A 22635-nucleotide genomic window follows, 5' to 3' on the forward strand; every position below is an offset into this window, starting at 1 on the left:
CACAATAAAAGTCAGAACGAAAGACTCAGCTTGTCCTGAAAATGAAATCCTCTCTTTTTCTCTAAAAAATCCTCTGTTGCCCTCCACAAGCTCAGACGGCTCTCCCGGGCCAAAATATCGTCCGGTAGTTTTATCTCTTTTCTCTTCCTAAAAAAACATCCCGTGTAACTCTCTCCCTCTTTTGACGTAGTTAACCAGATAGTAGTATCTGCACCCTTCTCCGGAGATTGAATAAAAGGGCGGAAAAAATGGTCTGCCAACGGGTCAAACCATTGATGCATCGTGATCATTCCCGTGTTTACCACTCCCGGATCCACGGCATTAACCACGACGGACTTCTCTTTTAAACGATCTGCCAACTCCGAAGTATACAATAAAATAGCCCGTTTGGAAGCGGAATAGGCTTTAAAACGACGAAATTTCTCCCGCACAGGTTCAAAAAAGTACTCATCAATCTTTCCCATCCGGAAAGTGCACGAAGAGACATTGACGATTCTGGAAATTTTATTAACTCCCATATAGGGCAATAATAACCGGGTTAATAACCAAGGACCCACGTAATTCACCCCCACGGTCGTCTCCAACCCGTCGGATGTAACAGAAAAATCCTTACACATGATACCCGCGTTATTCACCAATCCCCCCACTTCCCGATCATCCAACTGCTCAACAAAACGATAAATAGAATCAAAAGAAGACAGATCCAGACGTAACAACTCCACTTTCCGGTTACCGCTTTCATTCACGATACGATTTCTGATATCCATGGATCGTTCCGTATTCCGGCAGGCCATAACTACCGGATGTCCGGCTTTTGCCAATGATTCGGTAATAGCCCGTCCCATCCCGCCGTTAGCTCCGGTTACAATAATCCATCTGTCCATATGATCTCGTTATAATAGTTACAATATTAATTTTAGCATAAGCCTCTTATATCATTTTCGTTTTTCTCATAATCCACCGAACCACCCCCAACGGAAGAAAAAATAAAAAAAACATAAAAAAATAATTCACCAACCCGGGCATCATCCAGGCTCGCTTACGAAACATTCCCCGTATCGCCCGACGAGCCAATCTTTGAGGAGTCATCATAACCCCCAAACGTAAAGCCAACTTCTGCAACCGCTTACTCAAATGATAAAGATCCGTCGCTATCGCCCCGGGACATAATACCGTCACGTAAACACCATAATCCAGCATTTCCAAACGAAAAGCCCTGGAGAAACACTTTAAGAAGCATTTGGTAGAAGCATACAACGAAATCCCCGGATAAGACAGCCAAGCCGACATGGAAGACATATTTAAAATATACCCCCGGCCCCGTACTTTCATATCTTCACCGAAATACCGACATAACATAGCAGGGGTAACCATGTGCAACAATAGCATTTTCTCCGTAACGGCAACAGGAAGATTCACCACCTTACTCAATTTAAACATACCCGCGTTATTCACCAATACCTCTATTTCCAAACTCCTCTCCTTACAATACGCGTAAAGACGCTCCGCCGCATCCGTTACGGCCAAATCCATATACAAAGGGTATGTATCCACTCCATATTCCGCCGCCAGTTCCGCTCCGACCTCCTGAATCCGCTCTTCCTCATTACTCACGAGTACCAATCCGTATCCCCTCGATCCCAACTCCCTGGCATACTCTTTTCCGATTCCGGAACTCGCTCCCGTCACCAAGGCAAATTTTCCCTCTGGTTTATTTCTATCCATCTGCTTTACATTCTAACGATTCTATCTCAATAGCCAAGATTATCCCTTTCTTCTTATCTTCTCAATCTCCCGTTCCAGCTTTCGAGGTAAATCTTTCATATGCTGATGACAAGCCATTTCCCGCGAATACATTCGGGCAATACAATAGTTCACATGTTCGCAGGCATTCCGGGCATGTTCGTCTCTCGCCATCCGGTTTACAAAATCAGGCTCGTTCAACAACGCTCTCGCCATAGACACAAACTCAAAGCCGGCATCCAGCACCATATCGATCTTTTCCCTGGATACCAATCCGCCGACATACACCAAGGGTAACTTAACCTCTTTTCTGAATTTTACCGCATCCTCAAAAAAGTAAGCTTCCCGGAAAGGAACCGTCGGAATCATAAACCGGCCGGCCATAGCAACTCCTATCGGCAACCAGAACTGTTGCATATAATGTGTCAATGTTTTTATCGGCATAGCCCCCCGCATAACATACATGGGAGCACAACTCACAAATCCCCCGCTCAGGACCAGAGCATGTACACCGCCCTGTTCCAGTACTTTTGCCACCTCTATACACTCATCAATATCCATTCCACCCTTAAACCCGTCCCTCATGTTCATCTTCACCAATACCGCCATATCATCCCCGGCTGCTTTCATAACCTCCTCGATAGCCATTCGCGTAAACCGCATCCGGTTTTCCAACGAACCACCAAACTCGTCTTTCCGGTGGTTGGTATAAGGAGACAAGAATTGACTGAGCAAATACCCGTGTCCGGCATGAACCTCCACCGCATCGAAACCGGCCTCCCGGGCCATATTCACGGCACGGCCAAAAGCCTTGGCCATCTCGTATATCTCCTCTTTTTTCATTCCCCGCACAAAGGTCGGCGAATAGATATTAAACCCGGTAGAGGCAGATATAGGCGTACACCCGGCCATTCCCGGCTTGGACATGTTACCGCAATGCCCGATTTGAACGGAAGCAGCAGCTCCCTCTTTATGTATATCATCCGTCAGACGACGTAAATCCGGAATAATTTCTGGTCTTAACCACAATTGATGCGGAAAAGACAAACCACTCCGCACGATAGCCGCGTAAGCGATCGTGGTCATTCCGATACCTCCCCTGGCCACGGAACAATGATAATCGTGTAACATCTGAGAAGGGACATTCCCCGGACACATACCCTCGAATGCCGCCGCTCGAATAGTTCGATTTCGTAACGTCAAAGGACCTATTACTCCCGGTGTAAACAAATTAGATGACATAGTACTATTTTTTTATTGCTCTGTCAATATATAAACGGAAAAACCCGTTTTAAACGAGATTTCTCTATTTCATCGCCAAACATATGTTGATAACGCTGGTATATGGAATGTGCCCGCGGAACCAAATTGGCCACGGTCCATATGACAAATACCAATCCGGCCCATGACCAGGTTAAAACGGCAAAACCGCTCCACTCCACGATCTCCCCGAAATAATTGGCGGAAGTAACATAACGGAACATTCCTCCGCGAGGTAAATAATGCCCGCTATCTCCCGGTTTTCGCAAATTTCGGATAATATGATCCGAATGAATATTAATCCCCATCCCCGCAAAAAATAAAATGCTTCCGATGATAAACTGGGGGGTCGTCAACCAGTCGGCAGTATACATGTCTTCCGGCGACAGGTAAAAAATCCATCCTCCCTGCATACAAGCGTTCAACATATTGAACACGATCCCCATAATCATAATTCCTATCGGCATCTTGCTCTTTCCTTTCAACAAAAGCGGAAAAATAAAAGAACGCTGGAAATAATGAAGCTCGAAATAGAGAAAAAACAACAAGGGAACAATCTCGAAGCGACGACCGGAAAAATACCAGAAAAGAAACATGGCCACAAAAACAGGTGACTCCATCAAAACCCATCCTATCCTGTTGTCAATCGGTCTTCCCCACTTTCCGTCGAAAAAAATTCCGTATCCGGCCTTCACGAAATAGAGAACGATAAAAACAATTACCGCCAATACCGTCATCGAGATTAAAAAACTATCAAATGCCTCCATATATTGATTGTTGTCTAAATTTAGGCAAACATAACAAAAATTATGCCTGATTACTATAGGAATAGCAAAAAAAAAAGACATCCGAACGGCCTATCTCTTTCTCAACCTTCCGGACGTCTCAAGTCCACCGATCTTTTCCGGATCGGTTCCTCCCCTCTATCAGTTCGTTATATTTTCATTTTTTCGGATTTTGAGGCAGATCATCCTGAAAATGAATACTGGCATGAGAACCGTCGCAAAACGGCTTATTGGAAGAAGCCCCGCAACGGCATAAAGTGACCCGGTTACGCAACTCGTATTCAACACCCTCGCTATCATTCATCGGGATACCTCCTTTCACCCATAACGGACCGCTGCAATCCTCTGCCGGATCTTCGATTAAACTCAACGCCGGCTTCAAAGGATGTTCGATAAATTTCCCCTTCTCTTTATCCCATGCCTTCAATCTCCCGGCAGGACAATAATTGGCTTCACGGATCGTTAGTTCCCGAGCCTCCTCGTCATCCGATTCCCCCACCAAATTCCATACCCTTCCGTAAGCATCACAAAAACGGGCAAAAGCACAATACCTTTCGTTATCCGTTAAATCCAATGTAGGTCCTTCAATAACGTCGGCACCCTCCAACAAAGGTATATTATCAGCCGTCAAAGTCGGATCCCAATCCGCCGTCAAATGAGCTCCATCGCAATAAGGTTTATGTTTCGAAGCCCCGCAACGACATAAAGCCGTCGGCTCGTCCGTCGTCGGATAACTCTCTCCGGCAGCATATTCCCATGAACTTCCTTCCTCGTTCGGCATAATGAATTCCTGTTTCAATGGAGGTTGTCCATATACAAAATAAGGACCTTTCCGATCGATAACTATAGAGTATTTACTATCGGCCTTGGGGGTCCCCGGTTCTACATTACGTTTTTCTTGTGTCATGACATATAGATTTGATTATGATCTGTATACGATAAAAAACATTATTTTGTTTCCGGAATCGTTACCTTTCTCGGGTAAAAATATAGTGTTGCTCGTCGGAAAGATCCGCGTTAAAAGCAAATCCTTTCCAGGTGAAGGATTTTAAATCCTCCGGATCCTCGATCTGATCCCGCACGATATAACCCGTCATCATCCCCCGGGCCATCTTGGCATAAGTACGAACGGTTTCCCATTTCCCGTTTCTGAACTCCTGAAATTCAGGAGTAACCACTCTTACCTCCTCGTTGATTCGGTCCATCCGTAAAGCTCCCAGAATATCCAGACTGGCCAAATTCACGAGAATACCGCCGGCCTTAAGAACATCTTCGATCAAAAGCCGGGTTAATTTAGGTTGCCAATAGTCGTATAAATTCTTCCCTTCTACCTTGTCCAATTTCAAAGTATAAGCGATACGATAGGCCTGAATCAAATCCAAAGGACGCACCAAGCCGTACAAAGTCGAAACGATACGTACGTGATCCTGCACGTAATTGAAATCGGCTTCGGTAAAAGAGGATGTGTCCATAGCCTTAAAAACCGTTCCGTCATAAGCAATAATAGCCTGCTTACGAGGACTCGACAAGGATCCGAACCGTTGATACCGTTGATAGCTCTCTTCTGCCAACTTATCGCTTATCTTAAGCAAACGAGCCAACTCGGACACGGAATACTTTCGCATCCGGTCCGCAAGGAATTCGGCTTCGGCAGCGTATAACGGCGTCGTATGAGGTATATCTTGTTCGACCAATGACATGTTCATGGTCTTGGCAGGAGATAACAGTACCAACATCCTACCTCAGCTCCTCAATCTTATACCCGACACCGGAAACAGCTTTTATCACGGAATCCGTATCCCCGGTTTTCAACGTTACCGTCAATACCCGTTCCGGAGAATTTAAATCAACAGACCATTCGGTCACATCTTTCAAACTATTCAACAAAGGGGTAACCTTAGCTACACACCCTCCGCATTTTAATGTCGTTTTAAATCTAAATTTTTTTTCCATACCTTTTCATTTAAATTTTTCTCGTTACAAACCTTTAAATCTGATACGTAAACTATTCGTTACGACCGAAACCGAACTGAATGCCATAGCCGCAGCAGCAATCATCGGATTCAAAAGGAAACCGGTAAAAGGATACAATACTCCCGCGGCCAAAGGTATTCCGATCACGTTATATATAAAAGCCCAGAACAGGTTCTGCCGGATCGTCCTTACCGTCTGCCTGGACAGATTTATTGCCTTGGGAAGGATATTCAAATCGGAAGTGATCAATGTCACCTTAGCCACATCCATAGCGATATCCGATCCTTTTCCCATTGCAATGCTTACGTCCGCCTGTGCCAACGCCTGCGAATCGTTTATGCCGTCCCCGACCATAGCCACGATTTTTCCCTCCTGTTGCAATTCCCGGACAAAATCAGCCTTATCCGAGGGCATTACTTCCGATTTAAAATGACGTACACCCAGAACATCCGCCACCCGCCGGGCCGTTCGCGTATTGTCTCCAGTCAGCATATAAACTTCCACTCCCATTTCTTGCAGTGCCTTTATTGCCTGTCCGGAAGTGGACTTGATCTTATCGGCAATAGCAATAACGACAAGAACCGCTTCCCGCCCGGCAAAGAATACAACCGTTTTCCCTTCTTCTTCCCAACCGGATGCCAAAGCTTCCTCCTCTTCTGTCAATGCAATATGCATATCTGCCAACAGCCTGCGATTACCAACGCCATAAGCCTCCCCTCCTACATAGGCTATAACCCCTTTCCCCACACTTGTTTCGAAATCTTTTATCTCGACATCCGTAACAGGACTTTCCTTCAACGCCTCCACGACAGCATCCGCCAAAGGATGTTCCGAACGACGCTCGATAGCGGATAAAACACTTCGGTATTCCTCCCGTTTATCCACCCCTCTCCAACTCATATCGGTGACAACCGGTTGTCCTTCCGTAATCGTTCCCGTCTTGTCCAATACGATCGCATTTACCTGATGCATCATCTCCAACCCCTCCGCATCTTTAATCAAAATATTATTCTCGGCTCCCTTACCTATTCCGACCATGATAGCGGTCGGCGTCGCCAAACCCAAAGCACAGGGACAAGCAATTACCAATACCGTAATAGAGGTCAACAAGGCATGTGTAAACGCCTCTTCTCCCCCCGCAAGCATCCAAACAATAAAAGTCAATACGGCAATTCCCATAACTACCGGAACAAATATACCGGCAATCTTATCCACCAATTTCTGTACCGGAGCCTTACTTCCCTGTGCCTCCTGTACCATTTTGATGATATGAGCCAATATCGTCTCGTTTCCGACCTTTTCGGCCCGGAATCTGAAACTTCCTTTTTGGTTAATGGTTCCCGCGTAAACAATACCCCCGGTCGTCTTCTCCACCGGAATGGGTTCTCCCGTGATCATACTCTCGTCCACGAACGAAACGCCTTCCGTAACGGTTCCGTCCACCGGAATCTTATCTCCCGGCTTAACAACCAATACATCTCCGACCAAAACTTCTTTAATGGGGATTTCCACCTCCCGGCCATCCTCTCCGATCTTCATCACGGTTTTCGGTTGCAACCCCATCAATTTCTTAATAGCGGTAGAAGTGCTGAATTTAGCCCTTGCTTCCAATAGCCGTCCCAATAAAATCAAGGCAATAATAACGGCAGCAGCCTCATAATAAACATGTGCCTCTAATCCCCGATCGGTCCAGTATTCAGGCCAAATCGTATTAAACAGACTGAAAAGAAAAGCGACTCCCGTACTTACGGCCACCAACGTATCCATATTGGCTCGACCGTGCCTGAACTGTTTATAAGCATGTATAAAAAAATCACGGCCGAAAAAGAGCATCACGGGAAGAGTGAAGGCAAACATGATCCAATTACCGTAAGGCATATGCATAAAAAACATTCCGATCACAAAAACGGGAATGGCAAGCAAAATCGCCCCCGTAGTCTTTCGCTTTAACGAAAGATACTCTTCCTCCTGCAAACGTCCGGCCTCTTCCGGATCGTCCTGTTTTTCTATCACCAGTTCATAGCCGGCAGCCTCTACGGCTTTCTGCAGCTCCTCCGGCGTAACCGTCCGCGGATCGAAATCAACGAAAACGGTCGAATTGGATATATTAACTCTTGCTTCCTGAACTCCCTTTTGAGCACTTAAAGTCGACTCCACACTCACGGCACATGAAGCACAACTCATTCCTAATACCTGATAGGTTTCCCTTATATGACCTGTATGATCTGACATATCGATTTTCCTTGATTCTACTATACGTTATTACATGGGTTTGGTTTCACCCCTACCACCTACTTCCAGAACAGACACAACCAAATGCAAGGAGGTTTTTCTCCCGTTTTCTCTACCCGGTGTTTACAATGTTTCGGCAAAAATAAATAGTCCCCTTGCTTTAGTTCCTTCCATTCTCCCTCCACATTTAACACGGCCTCTCCTTGTACGATCATCACCCACTCGTCTTCCTCCTGGTCATACCAAAAACCCTCGGGAGATACCTGTCCCGTGGAAACAATTCGTTCTACGCGAACATTTTCCTTACGCAACAAAACGGTCACCAGCTCCTTGCTTCCCGCCTGTCCGATCGCCTCGTAAATTGATTTCATTCCTCTTTTTTCTTTCATACAAGTATACAACTTTCTGCATTTAAAAAAAAGAGCATTTTATTAAAAAATACAGCACTTTTTCACGTTTTTATTCCGCCGTTATCTATGATACCTGCCGAAAAAATCCGGATAAATCAGTACAACAACACAGAACAGCGGAATTACAAGAAAAGCATTAAGATAACCTGGGCCATAATCACCCGGACAAACATAGTCAACGGGTATACGGTAGCATATGCAACAGATGGAGTGTCCCCATCTACCGTTGAGTTTATATAATTCAGGGCCATCGGGTTGGACATACTGCCGCATAACATACCGGCAACCGAACCGAAGTCCACCTTTATCACGCTTACGGATAAGATAGCTACCAACACCACGGGAACAAAAGTGATCGCGAATCCCAAACCTACCCACAACAAACCTTCCGGTCTGAAAACAGTATCGAAAAAATGAACACCCGCATCCAGCCCGAGACAAGCCAAATACATCGACAACCCCAAGCCCCTCAACATCAGATTGGCACTAATGGTCGTGTAAGTAATCATATGAATCCGAGGCCCGAAAGCCCCTACAAGAATCCCGACAACAATCGGCCCTCCGGCCAATCCTAATTTTACCGGAAAGCTGATCCCCGGAATAGCTAAGGGTATGGAACCCAAAAGCAAACCGACAACCATCCCGACAAAAACCGATACCAGATTCGGTTCGTCCAAGTCTTTCACGGCATTTCCAAGTACCTTCTCCACGTTAGCAATGGCAGCAGCTTCCCCCACCACGGTCAATCGATCTCCTAACTGAAGCGTCAAATCGGGTGTCGGTAACAGGGTTATACCCGACCGGTAAATACGGGTAATATTGATACCATACTGGTTTCTCAAACGTAACGCCCCTAATTTCTTCCCGTTGATCTCCGAACTGGTCACTACAATCCGATGAGACTCCAATTGACTATCGATGGCATCCCAATCGATATCTTCTTTATTCCAATCCTGACTATCTAATTCACCGATAACAACCTCCAAAGATTTCACCTCACTCTCGGTCGTAATCACTAAAATACGGTCTCCATCCTCCACGATCGTATCGGAAGCCGGAATAATTACTTTCCCATCCCTCCAAAGCCTTGATATAACGAATCTTTTGGATAATAATTTGGCCATATCCTTTATCGATTTATTAAAGATTCCCGGATTACTCACCCGAAACCCGACAATAATGGTCTTTTTGGTTTTATCTTCGTTTCCCCGCTTAAAGAATATACGAGAGGCAAACAGTTTCCGAATCATAATCAAGGCAATAATCACGCCGACAACACCCAAGGGATAAGTCACCGCACAACTCAAAGCCAGATCCGAAGACAAATAGGCCGGATCATTGATCTGCTTTAACGTCTGCTGAGCCGCCCCCAATGCAGGCGTATTGGTCACAGCCCCGCTTAATATTCCAACCATATCCGGTAAAGAGACTCCCGTTGTCCAATGAAATAGCAACGTCATAGCCACTCCTAAAATAACCACAATCATAGCCAACAGGTTCAACCGTATTCCGGCCTTGCCCAAGGAAGCGAAAAAACCCGGGCCGACCTGCAATCCCAAAGCATACACGAAGAGGATCAACCCGAAACTCTCCGCGTAATTCAACATCTGCGGATCGATCGTTAATCCCAAATGCCCCGCCATGATTCCGGCAAAAAACACAAACGTCACGCCCAACGACACACCCCAAAGCGTAATTTTACCCAAAACCAATCCTATTGCCGAAACTAACGAAACGACAATAACAGCCTGTATGACAGAATGTTCTACTAATATCTCATTTAACCATTCCATACTTTATTCCTATCCGAAAAATCCCGCAAAGAAAATAATAAAAAATAAAACTTCATCCTCCTTTTACGAAAAACTCTCCTAAAGATACATCTTAATTGTAGATTAAAAGAATGAAGAGATGAAAAGACTAAAGGATTTAGGGATTAGGTGATTCTGTGATTGAAAGATTTACGATTTCGGATTTTAGATTTATGATTTAAAGAAGCAAGGGATTTGGGGATTAAAGGATTCAGGGATTGAGTGATTGGGGATTAAAGAGATTTACGATTTCGGATTTTAGATTGACGATTTAAAGAAGCAAGGGATTCGGGGATTAAAGGATTCAGTGATTGGGGATTAAGGGGGAAGGGCTAAAAACGAAGGGGCATCAATAGTGAACGGCGAGCGTCGTGTTCGGTTTGAGAAACGGCCAACCGACGGATTGTTTGAGCGAAGCGAGTCCCGGAGGATAGTGAACGCAAACCGGCTACACGACCGACGGAAACGTCCAGCCCCGAAGGGTTTAGCCCTCTCTATTGCAAATGAAAAGATGAAGGTGGAAGATTTATGATTTCGGATTTTAGATTGACGATTTAAAGAATCAAGGGATTTAGGGATTAGGTGATTCTGTGATTGGGGATTAAAGAGATTTACGATTTCAGATTTTAGATTTATGATTTAAAGAAGCAAGAGATTCGGGGATTAAAGGATTCAGTGATTGAGTGATTGGGGGATAGTCTTGTTGTCTTGTCCTAAAAAAGTTTAGGAGTTAATTCTGATTTATATCTTTAAATCTTCTGTAGTGCTATTAAAGTATTTACTAAGTATGAGCAGAACTATACAGCAAATATAATTTCAAGTCTTCCGTAGTGCTATTAAAGTTCTTACAATCTAAATAGGTCAAAAACTGTAAGTATATTTCAAGTCTTCCGTAGTGCTATTAAAGTCCATTATAGGTTTCAATATAACAAACTAACAATCAATAAATTAATCTTTCATAACAGTACTTTTTCATGAGTGTTTTTCAGTCGACCACTAATTCGTAGATTTTACCGGGAGGTCGACGACTTTATTTAACTCGTTTTTTATCAAAACATCAAAGAACTTTTATTACCAAATATAATCCCCGTAACCACGCTCAGCCCCCCTTTCATCGGAGGTCGACTTCCGCAAACATTTATATAGCCTTAAAGATAGATAAATTATAAAACAAACCCAAGCCATTGCAAAACCAAATAAAATTCAAAAGAATTATATACATAAAAATAAGACTTTATCGTTATAAAACAACGTATAAAGTCTTATCAATCAATATACAAAAAAGGATTTTCCTTACCTATTTCGAATAACTTAATGGAGTGGTTATCCAATCGTAATTTTTCCAAGGTGACAACTTATTAAAAATAGTCAATCCGGAATTACAAAACTGTACGACGGCATTCGCCGGATCACTATACGAAAAGGCATCCTCTAGGTTTAAAAAGAACTCCTTCTTAGCCGGAAGGAAGAAAGCTTTGTCCGGATGAAGCATATCACCATGTCCCTGAATATCTTCAATAAAAGGATAAGGCAAACCGTAAAAAGCGGGTTTTCCGTAATTCACATCTCCCGGCCAAAACCCACACTCGAAATAACGCTCGTCAAAAGCATGATCCGAAATCGCCTTGTTCATACCGAAAGGAGCCGACTCCCCGCTATACACGATGCAAGTTAAATCCATCGTTCCGAAATAATAGGCAGGACCATCCACTTTTCCCCGGAAACCGGAAAGAAATTGTCTCATCGCCCCGTAAGCAAAAAGTAAGTTTTGAAGCCATAATTCAACGGCAGCTTTATCATAGTGATGATGCTTTTTATCCTGATCGAAAGGTATCGGATCGTAAAACTCCTGCGGTTTTACATTAATCTCGGTGGCCGCACCAATTTGTTCGAGAGCATTCATAAACTGGTGATAATATATAGCTATCGACGTACCGTCTTCCAAAGGTATAGTACGACTCTTTCCTTCTTCATTATGCATTTCGATTTGATGTTTCCTCAGATTGACAAAAATTTCAAAAGAAGAAGTACTACAAGGAATAATTCCGGAAGATAATCCGTCTATATTCATATAAAGACGCACGTGTGCCCATTCCGGACGTTTATGACAACGCTCCAATTTCACCTTCCCCACCATTTGCAGTAAAAGATGAACCAGATCAGCCGTATCCTGCCACTCTGTATAATTCAAAAATTTCTTATCCATAATATCTCATCTAAAATATTTATATATGACTGATTAAACGATAACAATAAAAAATAGTTTTAACAGGAGGTAAAATAAAATAAGAGTGTTACCCATTTTTTCCTTTATTTAATTTTAAAAAAGGGTAACAAAACCCCCTCGATATCGTTAAATTCTCCAAGAACAATTAACAATATTATATGATGAAAAACAAATATTTCTATTTCATAAGTTGTATGTTGCTGGTAACCTTATCCCTGCATGCAACAGAAAAAGAGAAACCGAAATTCAAATTAGGAGGTGCATTGCGTTTTAACTACAATTTCTCGGACTGGAATAAAGGACACCGGGATAGAGGCGGAGATTTCGGTTTTGACGTATTGAGATTCACGCTCGCCGGATCCTATAAAAATATCCTGTTAGACGCAGATTATCGTTTTTATAGCAAAGATTACGGCGGACCAATGCTAAAATACGGTTGGATCGGTTATCAATTTAATCCGGAAAACCAGCTGCAAGTCGGTTTAACCGGGGTTCCGTTCGGGATCCAACCCATCGGTTCCCACAATTTTTTCCTACAAATCACCTATTACGTGGGTCTGGAGGACGATTCGGACATGGGAATCAAATTCGTTCATAAAGGAGAAAAATGGGACTATGCCATTGCCTTCTTCAAAAATGCCGATGAACTCTTGTTCGGCTCGGATTCGGAAGTGACGGACGATCGATACGGCTACGACGTGGCAGGGCGCAATAAAGAGATCAACCAATTCAACCTGCAAGCTTTTTATAAATGGGGAACCCATACTTTAAATAAATTCGGGGGATCCGCCGAATTCGGACAACTCTATAATTTAGACACCCGCAATAACGGAACTCACTACGCTCTGGCTCTGCATTACGAGCTATACTGGAAAAAATTGAGCCTGAAAACGCAGTTGACGACTTATGCCATGTATCCCAAAAACAAAGAAGGAGAAACCAGAGATGTCATTACCATGACGGCCTACGGAGCCCCCTACCTTGTAGCCGCTAAGGCTAATATCTACACAATCGGTGCCGGGTATACTTTTGATATCGATTCGAAGTTAATTGAAAAAATACAAGTGTATAACGATTTCGGTTGCCTGCAAAAATGGGACAAACTGCTGAAAAACAGTTACCAGAACGTGACCGGATTCTTGGTCGTAGCCGGACCGGTATGGTTGTATGTAGACTATGCCTTGGGTAAAAACCACGCTTGGTTAGGGCCCGATTGGAACGGCTTTGGTCCCGGAGGAGCAAGCGAATCATGGCACGCTCGTTTTAATATGAATATCGGATACTATTTTTAATCAAACAACATATGATCAAAGAATTATATCATCTTTATGTCGGTCGATGGCATTTCTTTTTAGACCTGACCCTACAACACATCGAAATCTCTGTTATCTCGATCGTGTTGGCCACTATCATAGGATTGGGACTAGGAATTTTTATCAGTCAATGTAAACGGAGCTCTTCTACCGTTTTGGGAATTACCAATTTTATCTATACTATTCCCTCCATTGCCCTTTTCGGTTTTTTAATTCCTTTTTCGGGGATAGGCGATACAACGGCTATCGTTGCCCTGACCGTCTATGCCCTACTCCCCATGGTACGCAATACCTACACGGGAATCATCGGAATCGACAAAGAGATCACCGAAGCAGCCAAAGGAATGGGAAGTACTCCCTTTCAAATTTTATACAAGATAGAACTTCCTCTCGCCTTTCCCATTATTCTCTCAGGTATTCGCAATATGGTCGTCATGACCATCGCCCTGGCCGGAATCGCAGCCTTTATCGGAGCCGGAGGACTGGGAGTAGCCATCTACCGGGGAATAACTACCAATAACTCGGCCATGACCGTAGCAGGCAGTTTGTTGATTGCCGTTTTGGCCTTATTAGCGGACTGGGGAGTAGGACGCTACGAAAAATACATCAAAAGAAAACGTAAACTAATTTGATCGACCATGAAAAATTCATTTATATCCATAGCCCTAAGCTTTATATTGCTTTATAGCTGTAATACGTCCAATAATACGATCCATATCGCCACCAAACCCATGACGGAACAATTCATCCTCGGTGAAATGTTAGGATTGCTCATAGAAGAAAATTCCGATCTGCACGTGAAAATCACAAAGGGGATCGGAGGAGGTACCAGCAATATCCATCCCGCCATCGTGAAGGGAGATTTCGACCTGTATCCCGAATACACGGGAACCGGATGGTTGGTTATCCTGAAAAAAGACTCTTTGCTTCCTCCGGACGAGTTGTACTCGGCCCTGCAAAAAGAGTACCTCGATAAATATCATCTCCGCTGGATCGGCCGATACGGTTTTAATAACGCCTACAGTTTAGCCGTAAGCAACGATAACGCTCAAAAATACGATCTGAAAACTTATTCCGACCTAACCCGGTATCCCGGTCAATTCGTTTTCGGGGCGGAATACGATTTCTTTGAAATTCACGACGGATACGATGCCCTGTGTAAGTTCTACGACCTGAAATTTAAAAAGACCATGGACATGGACATCGGTTTAAAATACGAGGCGATTAAGTCGAATAAAATCGACGTGATGAACATATTCACAACCGACGGACAGTTAAGCGGTGCCAATCTTACGGTGCTAAAAGACGACAAAAATTTTTTCCCCACCTACTATTGTGCCACGGTTGTCCGGGAAGAGACACTAAAAGAACACCCGGAATTAAAGAAAATATTGATGTTGATGGACGGTATACTAACCGACCAGGAGATGGCAGATCTGAATTACCAAGTTGAAATCGCCGGAAACTCGGAACGGGATGTTGCCGCTAATTTTCTACAAAGCAAAGGATTAATCAAAAAAGATAAAAGCCATGGAAAATGAAACAGTCATCCGGTTTGAGCACGTCTCGAAAACCTACGGGGAACACCAGGTGCTGGCAGACTTTAACCTGGAAATCAAAAAAGGCGAATTCCTGACCATTATCGGCACCTCCGGTTCCGGAAAGACAACCGTATTAAAGCTCATCAACGGCCTGTTGGCCCCAACTTACGGGTCGGTCTATGTAAACGGAAAAGATATCATAAAAGAGGACCAGACCCTGCTTCGTAGAAATATCGGCTACGTAATTCAGGGGATCGGGCTCTTCCCTCACATGACTATTCGTAAAAACATTGCCTATGTACCCAGCCTACTGAACCACAGAGATAAAGAAAAAACCAAGAGAGCAGTAGAACGACTCATCCGGGTCGTGGGTTTGGAGCAGGAGATGCTCGATCGTCACCCTGCCGAACTCTCCGGAGGTCAGCGTCAACGAGTAGGCATAGCCCGGGCCTTGGCCGCCAACCCGAATATCTTACTCATGGATGAACCTTTCGGGGCCGTAGACGAAATCACGCGTAAAATGTTGCAGAACGAAATTATCCGTATTCACAAAGAACTGGGAGTAACTATCGTTTTCGTGACCCACGATATCAAAGAAGCCCTGAAATTAGGAACACGCGTATTGGTAATGAACAAAGGAAAGATCGAACAGGACGGAACACCGGAAGAGATAGAAAAAACACCCGCTACTCCTTTTGTAAAGGAATTAATCGGAGGATAAAACTTCACACAATAACTCTCGCATAGGGAAACCGTTCTCCAACTGTTTCCCTATATACCCCGTTACCCGGTCTGCCCAGACAGTAAACCTGTCTTTCCCCTTCACATCTCTCCCCCAGAAATCACTCAATTCCGTCTCATCCGCCGACAGGATAAGCTGTTTTATCAAAAGTAAATTCTCACACAAACGATAGACGGACTTCGGTATTCCCTCGTAACGAACCGACCGATAGACAATGCTCTCCTGCCCTCCTGCCGAAAAAATATCCCGAACATTGGGACATACAATAGCCTCCCGGGTAGATAACCACACGGCAAAACGATTAAACTTATCCTTATGCTTACTCAATAATTCCGGGAAAAAACAAAATCCTTTTATCATATAAACATTCCGTTCTTCCGGTGTCAGATTATTCCATAACCGGATCACCATTCCCGTCGCAGAAGGGGCTGATTCCGTATCCAACCACCACAACTCTTCCCCCGGTTTCAATTTAGAGCGATAGTAACTCAAAATGGTTCGGATAGGTGTCGTTTGCTGACGCAATTCATCGTAAGAAATCCCCATCTTATCGAATATCGTCTCTCCCGAAAGCAAATTCATATCGATCGCGTACCGGGGCGAGTGAGTGACAACCACTTCCGGCAGACACTCTTCATATAGCCGGCATTTAAATTCTATCGGTTCGCACATCTTGCCGAACAACATGTATATCCGTTCCACTCCCCCCACCCGGGTTCCCTCGGCTACACTACTTCCTGTCGATTTCCAGTGATTCGCCTGAGTCGTCTTGACCTCTATACCGAAATATCCTTGTATCACGATATCGGGAAAACGTTGTCCCGAAACCAACTCTATATCATTTTCAAACGGGGTACCAACGGCACATTCGCGAAGGACATCTACAACCTTCCCCTCCAAACGGTTACCCAAAAGTTTCTTGTAATGTTCAGGTTGCTCCCTTGCTTCGGTCCGTAACACCCGAAGTACCCGCTCGATCAAAAGCTCAAAAGCTTTTATATCCGGCTCCTGACACCACAAAGATTTCATACTATTCGAAATAAAGATTCCACAATGATTCTATACGCCGGGCAATATGATAAGCAAGTAAAGGAGGTACCGCATTCCCGATAATCTTATAAGCCGCAGAAGGACTCAAGACGAATTGACGGGCTTTCCCCTCCTTGGGTATCACGAACTCGTAATCAGGCGGAAAGGTCTGAATCAAAGCACACTCCCTCGGTGTCAAACGTCTCTCTTTCAATCCCCGTTTTAACTCTCTATCCATTTGCCCGCCATGCTCTTTCGATAAACGGCGGTATTCTATGTTACCGTGATGCTCGGCCCGGATTGTCGGACCAATGCCTTGAATATCCACTTCGGTCTGTCCCTGACAATGCGTTCCCATAAATTTCGCCCGGGAATAATACATCTGAGAAGGATCGTGGCTCTCCTCCGGCTCTTTCAGACCGGCAAATACCTTGGCCAAGGTCTGTGGTTTAGCCAGCTCTTTATTCCTCTCGTCGTGAAAGGCATGACTCACCTTCGGGTAAGGATTATAATTATCCGGAACTGTTTTTTGTATTAATGCCTGCAAAGCTTCCTCTTTTAAGGCCGACTTTCGAATGCCGATAAAAATCACCCGTTCCCGGGATTGCGGCACGCCGTAATCGGCAGCATGCAATACCTGAGGTTCCAGCACGATATACCCGTGCTCGTCAGCCATGGAAAAATCGTGTTGGATAATCTCTTTCACATTCGAGAGATTGACTAACCCTTTTACATTCTCGGCAATAAATATCTTAGGCTTGGTTATCGAGATGACCTCTTTCATCCACATGTATAACTTCCCCCGGGTTTCTTCCGTGGCCATCTCCCCTTCAATGATGCGTCCGTTATGGTCTTTACGGGAATTAAATCCTTTTCGCTTTCCGGCTACGCTAAAATCCTGACAAGGAAATCCGCCTGTCACCACATCCACATTCTCCGGAAAAACTTGCTCACCCGCCCGGTGGCGTTTCACTAAATCCACAATACTCTCGTTCCTGTAAATTTCCTGCGAATAGCCGTACTTTTTAAAATAATACACCCAGGCAGTCCTCGCCTCCCTCAAAATATCATTGGCAAAAACCAATTCGAAACGGGTTGGTTTCAATTTCACAAAATTTCCTTTCCCCCTACTCGCCACAAAATCAGGATTTCTCGCTTCACACAAACTATCCTTGTGAACCGAAAATCCGCCTTCCCATCCTAAATCCATACCTCCGCATCCGGAAAATAACGAAAGGACACGAATCTTTTTACCTTCATTTCCTGCATCCACAGAAGAGACTCCCATATCTGATTCCCCTATATATTATGTTTTTACTTCACTTAATACAACACATCGATAGAACAAATTTCGATCTGTTTCAAAACTATATTTCAAGTATTCGGTAGTGCAACAAATAAGAAAGATACCCCCACGGTGGAACGATCGAGTATCTTATTTCAAATCTTATTGGTACAATTAAAAATACTTCATATTTTGAAATAGAAATAATATCACTTATTTCAATTTCATTCGATACAATCACGACAAAAATAGTAAAATAATTTTCAATTCCATTCCACATAATACAACGAACAATTATCTGAAAGAATATCGAGAGACATCCCGGATAGATTTCAACTCTTTCTCGTTCATCTGCCCATAAATAAAATCCATCGACCACCCGAAGCACATTACAATCATTATTTTTTATAACCAAAAAATCGTTCCGGAAACGATACAACATCCCGGAACGATTCCAACACTACTTAGTAAAAAGATTTACATATCACGATCAAACCAATACGCGACATATCCTCCCCATTTCCAACCGACTTGAACGATTCTTCCTAAATTAGAAACTTTCTCCAATATACCCTCTTTCGATGGATCATCGGCGGCTAATATTGCGGTTGTTTTAGCATCACAGATATACAAATCTCCATTGTCAAATCCGACACCGATCTCTTCACAACCGGGAGATTGTCCTATAGAGGAAATTTGTCCGCCTTTGAAATCCGGATCAAGGCTAAAGTCCGCGTAAAGTTTGGTTTTTTTGGTACTGGAATCATAAAAATACAATTTCGTTCCTTCCCCAAAATACAAATAAGGAAGCGTCCTCGATCTTAAAAAGATGGTATTATCCGTAATGTACTGGCTCCCGGCAAAAACTTCCTGCTTTGCGTCAATAAGGGTCAAACTGGAAAACATATTCTGGAGGCCATAGGTTTGATACAAATATTCGCCGGTAGCCTCGTTTTTCAAAATATTCATAAAATTAGGCCCGTTAAACTGTCCGCAATAGATTAACTTATATCCTCTCATATCATTTATATCTACGAAAGTAGCCGGGTCAAAATTATTCGTAATCGGGAAAATACGTCCGGTAAGCGAATTAGCATACATTGAAGTTCCGGCCATGCAAGCCAGAAATCGATGATTTTTTCCATCGTACATATAGCCGAAATCAGTATTACTTGTCATTTCACAAACCTTTACATCAAATACTTGGGAGATACCTGTACAAAGCGGAGCGGAAGCAAACAGATAATTATAAGGAGTCATATAAGCATTCTGCTTTTGTTTGGAATACACGTCTCCATTACGACCCAACACGAAATCACAAAATCCGGCATATCTGGTAGCTACCGGTTCAAAACCTTCCTCCGGATATTCTCCGCCTATAAAATTGGCCGAGATCTCAAATCTTTTAGAAAAATCATTCCCATTCAAATACCAGCAACCACCATTCTGCTGCGTCAAAACAACATCCGCGGCAGCCCATTCTGTCGGTAATATACTCACGTCAAGCGGTCCCGTCCCCAGTTCGTCCCCCGGAAACGCTTTCGCGTAAAGATCCTCATAAACGACATACTCGTATTTAGTCTTTCCGTCTTCGGTGTATTGATCTCTTCGAATAAAGGTCAGACTCGTCTTCTCGTTTTTGGCAGACAAAATCAAATAACCCGTTTTATAAGCAGAAGATGTCACAATGCTTGTTACAAGCCTTGAAACAACTCCTGTCTCTTTTTCCGTAACAAACAGATAAACCGTCGTCGTCCCAAATTTTCCCGGAACAAACTTAAGATTTCGTTCCGTCGATACGACACTCCCCTCGTATTCCCAACGGTATTCAAAAGCATTCTGCGTCGTATCCCGATCCGTATATTTCCATTTCAATTCGGGAAATATATAAACAGTATCTCCAAGTACGACGGAAGTCTTCGATAAGGTATTATTAATATTCAAGCTCGTTATCTCGTTGTAATCAACAATATCGTAATGTCCTTTATCCTCATAGCAGGCACACATAAAAAACAGGCACGCCCACAAAGAAATTATTCCAATATATCTTTTCATAATCGTATTCGTTATAATTATCCACCTATATACGCAACTGTCATTTCTGTTCCATCCTCCTCGGTTACTTTCCTTCCCGCTTCTTTCTCTTTCTCCAAATAATTCCGCATAAGAATAGCTACACTTCGTAACTGGTCCACGTTACCCGGATCCAAATCGACAATTCCCGTTAATTCCATCATCAACCGATACTTCTTATCCGAATAAGAACCCAAGTATACCCACTCGATTTGAGTATCGAGCCACCAGTCCGGACGAATGAGCACATCCGAAATATAAATAATCGCTTCCCGGCAATCGGATTGTCCCAGTTTGAAATCCGACGTCTCTTCCAAACGTATCGTTAAACGTTCGGCAACTTGCCCGATAGCCTTCGTCTTATGCACCGTTATCCAGCAAGTATCGATAACCTGTCCCGCTCTCAGGATGAATTTGTCCGGTAACGTGTAAGTTTCCGGCACCGCCGTCGTATACTCCTTCACGACCGAAATCTTATACTCCCGATCCCGGGTCTCCGGCATCCCTACAATTTCCACCACAACAGGATATTCCAATGATTCTTTTGTCGGATAAGCCATAAAAGAGCAGGTAGAAGAGTCCGCAAAATATTTTGAGAACTGGATATAGTCCAAATCGTCATACAACGCTATATCGTCTTCGGAACAGGACATTACCATTATTCCGAGAAGACAAAACCATATATAATAAATATATTTCCGTTTCATAAATTACAATTTTATCGTTATTGGTATGATGTTTCACTATCCGGTAAGGGTATTGTCCATTGAGAAGCCGTCAACTCTATATTCGTATCCCCGTTATAAATACCCCTATTCAAACGTTTAAAGAAGAAAAACGTACGCCCCTCCGTTAAATTCTCCCGCACGACATCATTCACCAGTTTTTCTTTCAAATCTCCTGCCGAAATGGTCAACGGTATTTGGTTAAACTTAACTCCGCGCTTGGTCCGTAATGTGTTCAATAACTCAGCCGCATCAGAAACCTTACCCTGCTCTATCAGACACTCGATCAAAATATGATACATCTCGGAAAAACGAATAATAGGTAAAAGGGGACCCTCTATATCCGACCTTACGATACTACCGCTCGAGGTAACCGTCGGCCTTTGCCAGGTCAAATACCTCCCGTCGTTATGTCTGTTATAAAATCCTTTATAACGGAAATCATCCAAGTCCTCTCCAAAAAGTTTATCGATATTCTTCATCAAAAGCCATTGATAACTTGTACCAATGGCATTCTCCCAATTATCATAATTATCGTTATTAAAAAATGCCATATACAACTCCTCGTACCTTTTCACGTGCATGTCGATCAGGTTCGGGGCATTACCCTGGTTATCCTCAGGTGTCCACGCGAACCATCCGTGTTCATGAAATTGATAAGCCTCCAAAGCATTCGCGTAAGCTTGTTGGTAATCTCCCGCATATAAATACATCCTTGCCAAAAGTGCCGCTGCCGCAAAATAGTTCATGCGATGCCCCCGAAATCCCACAAAATTGTCAGGACCGGAACCTAATATGGTCAATTTTAACCGACTGGTTGAACTCCGGTTCCAACTACGGCAAAATACAGTATCGACTTTGGCTAACAACTTTTTAGCTGTTGTCATATCCGTAACGATTAACTCCATGACTTTTTTCGCATCCAAGTGTTTCGGCTGATGATCCGGATAAACCGTCACGTAAGGGATCGCATTTCCCGTATAATTTGTCGCGGGAGCAGGCACGAAAAGACGGTATATATCAAAATGTACAAATGCGCGAAGTCCGTACATCTCTCCCAGGATCATATCTTTTTCCATCGCACCATATTCAAAGAAAGAGGAATCTTTCTTCTCTATCTCTTGAATAATATTATTACAACTGGCAATCACATTATAGCCCGTTGTCCAGATCTCCTCCGCAACCGTCTTACAAGAACTACTTTTCCATTCATACTTAGCGTAATCTTCCCAGCCGAAAGGAAGCGATTCGTCGGCATAATTATGCCCCAAAACACTAATGAATCCCCAGGTTAAATTTTTACCGTACAAACTATTCGATGAAAGTGCCTTATAAACCCCGTTCACGGCAAGCCGGACACCACTTCCATCACTAAAAATTTCTTTCTGCAATATCTCATCATCGGAAGAAACATCCAAGAAATCATCGCATGCCACCAACAGACTGATCGGTAACAATATCATTATCCATATTTTTCTCATAACA

The 22635-nt window shown here is 43.5% G+C and carries 20 protein-coding genes; 4 read left to right on the forward strand and 16 right to left on the reverse strand.

Translation table 11 applies throughout. From position 1 onward, the window contains the following. Positions 1 to 11 precede the first annotated feature (11 nt). The 11 genes from QZR76_RS07450 to QZR76_RS07500 all read right to left on the reverse strand — a co-directional run bounded on the left by QZR76_RS07450 (position 12) and on the right by QZR76_RS07500 (position 12421). A complete protein-coding gene (locus QZR76_RS07450) occupies positions 12 to 884 on the reverse strand; it encodes an SDR family oxidoreductase (RefSeq protein WP_294141838.1) in 873 nt (290 codons plus the stop codon). Positions 885 to 930: 46 nt separating this feature from the next. Next, on the reverse strand, positions 931 to 1725 hold the full coding sequence (locus QZR76_RS07455; protein ID WP_294141839.1) for an SDR family NAD(P)-dependent oxidoreductase: 795 nt from the start codon (positions 1723 to 1725) through the stop codon (positions 931 to 933). Positions 1726 to 1764: 39 nt separating this feature from the next. After that, positions 1765 to 2985 carry an NADH:flavin oxidoreductase gene (locus QZR76_RS07460; RefSeq protein ID WP_294141841.1) on the reverse strand — a complete coding sequence of 407 codons (1221 nt, stop codon included), beginning with the start codon at positions 2983 to 2985 and terminating at the stop codon, positions 1765 to 1767. 23 nt (positions 2986 to 3008) lie between these two features. Next, positions 3009 to 3770, reverse strand: a complete 762-nt coding sequence (locus QZR76_RS07465; RefSeq protein ID WP_294141843.1) for a DUF1295 domain-containing protein — start codon at positions 3768 to 3770, stop codon at positions 3009 to 3011. A 175-nt stretch (positions 3771 to 3945) separates the two neighbouring features. Further along, positions 3946 to 4695 carry a CDGSH iron-sulfur domain-containing protein gene (locus tag QZR76_RS07470; protein ID WP_294141845.1) on the reverse strand — a complete coding sequence of 250 codons (750 nt, stop codon included), beginning with the start codon at positions 4693 to 4695 and terminating at the stop codon, positions 3946 to 3948. A gap of 61 nt (positions 4696 to 4756) precedes the next feature. Then, on the reverse strand, positions 4757 to 5524 hold the full coding sequence (locus QZR76_RS07475) for a YaaA family protein (RefSeq protein WP_294141847.1): 768 nt from the start codon (positions 5522 to 5524) through the stop codon (positions 4757 to 4759). A gap of 1 nt (position 5525) precedes the next feature. Next, the gene (locus tag QZR76_RS07480) at positions 5526 to 5741 is read right to left on the reverse strand and encodes a heavy-metal-associated domain-containing protein (RefSeq protein ID WP_294141849.1); all 216 of its coding nucleotides are present in this window, start codon (positions 5739 to 5741) and stop codon (positions 5526 to 5528) included. Between the two features lie 24 nt (positions 5742 to 5765). Further along, the gene (locus QZR76_RS07485) at positions 5766 to 7994 is read right to left on the reverse strand and encodes a heavy metal translocating P-type ATPase (protein ID WP_294141867.1); all 2229 of its coding nucleotides are present in this window, start codon (positions 7992 to 7994) and stop codon (positions 5766 to 5768) included. A 59-nt stretch (positions 7995 to 8053) separates the two neighbouring features. Beyond that, a complete protein-coding gene (locus QZR76_RS07490) occupies positions 8054 to 8383 on the reverse strand; it encodes a cupin domain-containing protein (RefSeq protein ID WP_294141869.1) in 330 nt (109 codons plus the stop codon). A 143-nt stretch (positions 8384 to 8526) separates the two neighbouring features. Beyond that, positions 8527 to 10197 (reverse strand): putative transporter, encoded by a 1671-nt coding sequence (locus tag QZR76_RS07495; protein ID WP_294141870.1) that lies wholly within the window; start codon positions 10195 to 10197, stop codon positions 8527 to 8529. Positions 10198 to 11512: 1315 nt separating this feature from the next. Then, entirely contained in the window at positions 11513 to 12421 is a 909-nt protein-coding gene (locus QZR76_RS07500; protein WP_294141871.1) for a DUF5996 family protein, read from the reverse strand. 179 nt (positions 12422 to 12600) lie between these two features. Here QZR76_RS07500 and QZR76_RS07505 point away from each other — a divergent pair, with 179 nt between their 5' ends. From QZR76_RS07505 to QZR76_RS07520, 4 genes are read left to right on the forward strand one after another with little or no spacing between them, the layout of a single operon-like run. Continuing rightward, complete coding sequence (locus QZR76_RS07505) at positions 12601 to 13734, forward strand: hypothetical protein (protein WP_294141872.1); 1134 nt, start codon at positions 12601 to 12603, stop codon at positions 13732 to 13734. 11 nt (positions 13735 to 13745) lie between these two features. Beyond that, on the forward strand, positions 13746 to 14387 hold the full coding sequence (locus QZR76_RS07510) for an ABC transporter permease (RefSeq protein WP_294141874.1): 642 nt from the start codon (positions 13746 to 13748) through the stop codon (positions 14385 to 14387). Positions 14388 to 14393: 6 nt separating this feature from the next. Then, on the forward strand, positions 14394 to 15296 hold the full coding sequence (locus QZR76_RS07515; RefSeq protein WP_294141875.1) for a glycine betaine ABC transporter substrate-binding protein: 903 nt from the start codon (positions 14394 to 14396) through the stop codon (positions 15294 to 15296). Beyond that, a complete protein-coding gene (locus tag QZR76_RS07520; protein ID WP_294141877.1) occupies positions 15286 to 16017 on the forward strand; it encodes an ABC transporter ATP-binding protein in 732 nt (243 codons plus the stop codon). The genes QZR76_RS07515 and QZR76_RS07520 overlap by 11 nt, the downstream gene beginning before the upstream one ends. On the opposite strand, the gene QZR76_RS07525 is transcribed toward QZR76_RS07520, so the two are convergent. The 5 genes from QZR76_RS07525 to QZR76_RS07545 all read right to left on the reverse strand — a co-directional run bounded on the left by QZR76_RS07525 (position 16003) and on the right by QZR76_RS07545 (position 22631). Continuing rightward, positions 16003 to 17067: a hypothetical protein gene (locus QZR76_RS07525; protein ID WP_294141879.1), complete on the reverse strand. Its 1065-nt coding sequence runs from the start codon at positions 17065 to 17067 to the stop codon at positions 16003 to 16005. The two genes, QZR76_RS07520 and QZR76_RS07525, sit on opposite strands and share 15 nt — an antisense overlap. Position 17068: 1 nt before the next feature. Then, the gene (gene dcm / locus QZR76_RS07530; protein WP_294141881.1) at positions 17069 to 18355 is read right to left on the reverse strand and encodes a DNA (cytosine-5-)-methyltransferase; all 1287 of its coding nucleotides are present in this window, start codon (positions 18353 to 18355) and stop codon (positions 17069 to 17071) included. A 474-nt stretch (positions 18356 to 18829) separates the two neighbouring features. Further along, positions 18830 to 20407 carry a PKD-like family lipoprotein gene (locus QZR76_RS07535; RefSeq protein WP_294141882.1) on the reverse strand — a complete coding sequence of 526 codons (1578 nt, stop codon included), beginning with the start codon at positions 20405 to 20407 and terminating at the stop codon, positions 18830 to 18832. Positions 20408 to 20424: 17 nt separating this feature from the next. Further along, complete coding sequence (locus QZR76_RS07540; protein ID WP_294141884.1) at positions 20425 to 21132, reverse strand: DUF4843 domain-containing protein; 708 nt, start codon at positions 21130 to 21132, stop codon at positions 20425 to 20427. 17 nt (positions 21133 to 21149) lie between these two features. Continuing rightward, on the reverse strand, positions 21150 to 22631 hold the full coding sequence (locus QZR76_RS07545) for a RagB/SusD family nutrient uptake outer membrane protein (protein ID WP_294141886.1): 1482 nt from the start codon (positions 22629 to 22631) through the stop codon (positions 21150 to 21152). Positions 22632 to 22635 lie beyond the last annotated feature (4 nt).

The organism is uncultured Sanguibacteroides sp. (assembly GCF_900543425.1).
Lineage (GTDB): Bacteria > Bacteroidota > Bacteroidia > Bacteroidales > Marinifilaceae > Gabonibacter.

Coding starts and splice junctions, on each gene's coding strand:
- QZR76_RS07510 (WP_294141874.1), top strand. CDS start 13,746: ATGATCAAAGAATTATATCATCTTTATGTCGGTCGATGGCATTTCTTT.
- QZR76_RS07460 (WP_294141841.1), bottom strand. CDS start 2,985: ATGTCATCTAATTTGTTTACACCGGGAGTAATAGGTCCTTTGACGTTA.
- QZR76_RS07470 (WP_294141845.1), bottom strand. CDS start 4,695: ATGACACAAGAAAAACGTAATGTAGAACCGGGGACCCCCAAGGCCGAT.
- QZR76_RS07480 (WP_294141849.1), bottom strand. CDS start 5,741: ATGGAAAAAAAATTTAGATTTAAAACGACATTAAAATGCGGAGGGTGT.
- QZR76_RS07520 (WP_294141877.1), top strand. CDS start 15,286: ATGGAAAATGAAACAGTCATCCGGTTTGAGCACGTCTCGAAAACCTAC.
- QZR76_RS07545 (WP_294141886.1), bottom strand. CDS start 22,631: ATGAGAAAAATATGGATAATGATATTGTTACCGATCAGTCTGTTGGTG.
- QZR76_RS07465 (WP_294141843.1), bottom strand. CDS start 3,770: ATGGAGGCATTTGATAGTTTTTTAATCTCGATGACGGTATTGGCGGTA.
- dcm (WP_294141881.1), bottom strand. CDS start 18,355: ATGGGAGTCTCTTCTGTGGATGCAGGAAATGAAGGTAAAAAGATTCGT.
- QZR76_RS07505 (WP_294141872.1), top strand. CDS start 12,601: ATGATGAAAAACAAATATTTCTATTTCATAAGTTGTATGTTGCTGGTA.
- QZR76_RS07535 (WP_294141882.1), bottom strand. CDS start 20,407: ATGAAAAGATATATTGGAATAATTTCTTTGTGGGCGTGCCTGTTTTTT.
- QZR76_RS07455 (WP_294141839.1), bottom strand. CDS start 1,725: ATGGATAGAAATAAACCAGAGGGAAAATTTGCCTTGGTGACGGGAGCG.
- QZR76_RS07485 (WP_294141867.1), bottom strand. CDS start 7,994: ATGTCAGATCATACAGGTCATATAAGGGAAACCTATCAGGTATTAGGA.
- QZR76_RS07500 (WP_294141871.1), bottom strand. CDS start 12,421: ATGGATAAGAAATTTTTGAATTATACAGAGTGGCAGGATACGGCTGAT.
- QZR76_RS07540 (WP_294141884.1), bottom strand. CDS start 21,132: ATGAAACGGAAATATATTTATTATATATGGTTTTGTCTTCTCGGAATA.
- QZR76_RS07475 (WP_294141847.1), bottom strand. CDS start 5,524: ATGTTGGTACTGTTATCTCCTGCCAAGACCATGAACATGTCATTGGTC.
- QZR76_RS07515 (WP_294141875.1), top strand. CDS start 14,394: ATGAAAAATTCATTTATATCCATAGCCCTAAGCTTTATATTGCTTTAT.
- QZR76_RS07495 (WP_294141870.1), bottom strand. CDS start 10,197: ATGGAATGGTTAAATGAGATATTAGTAGAACATTCTGTCATACAGGCT.
- QZR76_RS07490 (WP_294141869.1), bottom strand. CDS start 8,383: ATGAAAGAAAAAAGAGGAATGAAATCAATTTACGAGGCGATCGGACAG.
- QZR76_RS07450 (WP_294141838.1), bottom strand. CDS start 884: ATGGACAGATGGATTATTGTAACCGGAGCTAACGGCGGGATGGGACGG.
- QZR76_RS07525 (WP_294141879.1), bottom strand. CDS start 17,067: ATGAAATCTTTGTGGTGTCAGGAGCCGGATATAAAAGCTTTTGAGCTT.